Genomic DNA, 1,309 nt, shown 5'->3' on the forward strand with positions numbered 1-1,309 from the left:
TGAACCGCCCCGAGATTGTCGGAGACTCAACTTTCTGAGAGAATACGACAATGAAAACACGAAACTATACCCCTGAAATGAAAGAGCGCGCCGTCCGTATGCTAATTGAAGCTAAAGACGACTACCCATCCACCTGGTCAGCCATCAAAGCCATAGCACCAAAGATAGGTTGCACGCCTGAGACCCTACGATCATGGCATAAAAAGCACATTGATAAAACCATTCCTGCAAAGATTCAAGCTCAAAGCCAAGCCGAGCGTATCAAAGAGCTTGAACGTGAGAACAAAGAATTAAAGCAAGCCAATGAGATCATAAGGAAAGCAGCCGCTTTTTTCGCCCAGGCGGAAATAGACCGCAAACCTTAGTGATGGTTCAATTCATCGACGAGAATAAATCTATTTATGGCATTCCAGCTATTTGTAGAGTCTTGCCGATTGCCCCATCCACATACTATCGTGCTAAAGAGCTAGAATTGAGTCCTGAAAAGCGTTCACAGCGTAGTCAGCATGACGACTTCTACCTTGGTGAAATCCAGCGGATCTGGAGTGATAGCAAGTGCCGTTATGGTACTCGTAAAGTCTGGAAACAGTTGAAAGCAGAGGGTATACATCCTGCACGCTGCACTGTAGAGCGGTTAATGCGGCAGCATGGCATGCAGGGTGTTTGGCGAGGTAAAGGTAAGATAACGACTAAGTCTCGTGACGATCAAAAGCGTGCTGATGATTTGGTTAATCGTAACTTTAATGCCTATCGCCCTAACCAGCTATGGGTAGCTGATTTTACCTATATAAAGACATTGAGTGGTTGGGTCTATACCGCCTTTATCATTGATGTATTTGCTCGCGCTATCGTTGGCTGGAAAGTATCAGATCGTATGAACACTGATATGGTGATGGCAGCACTAAACCAAGCCATTGCAGACAGAAACCATCCTAAAGATGTGATTCATCATAGTGATCGCGGCGTTCAGTACTTATCCATTCGCTATACTGATAAGATGGCTGATTCTGGCGTCATTGCATCTGTTGGTACAACGGGTGATTCATACGATAATGCGTTGGCTGAAACGGTTAACGGGCTTTATAAAACAGAGGTGATTGAATATTTAAAACCGCAGTGGCAAGGTGTGAGTGATGTTGAATTAGCAACCCTAGAATGGGTCGATTGGTTTAACAAAACTCGCATTCATAGTACGATTGGCTATGTGTCGCCTTTTGAGTTTGAGAGACGATACTATGATAGTTTTATTGAGTCAGACAAAGCTGCCTGACTCAAGCAATCCACTCTCCGATATAGTCGGGGCGGTTCA

At 44.6% G+C, this 1,309-nt stretch carries 1 protein-coding gene and 1 other annotated feature; the gene reads left to right on the plus strand.

Annotated features, from left to right (window positions below; translation table 11 throughout):
- Positions 1–50 precede the first annotated feature (50 nt).
- A protein-coding gene (locus ACT3TH_RS13670; protein ID WP_444756326.1) for an IS3 family transposase occupies positions 51–1,270 on the plus strand; the annotation gives its coding sequence in 2 pieces (ribosomal slippage) (positions 51–336 and positions 336–1,270; 1,221 coding nt in all).
- Positions 326–442, plus strand: a sequence feature (AL1L pseudoknot). It overlaps the preceding gene by 117 nt.
- Positions 1,271–1,309: the final 39 nt, after the last annotated feature.

The sequence above is a fragment of the Psychrobacter sp. AOP22-C1-C5 genome, assembly GCF_052378885.1.
In the GTDB taxonomy this organism is placed as follows: Bacteria; Pseudomonadota; Gammaproteobacteria; order Pseudomonadales; family Moraxellaceae; genus Psychrobacter.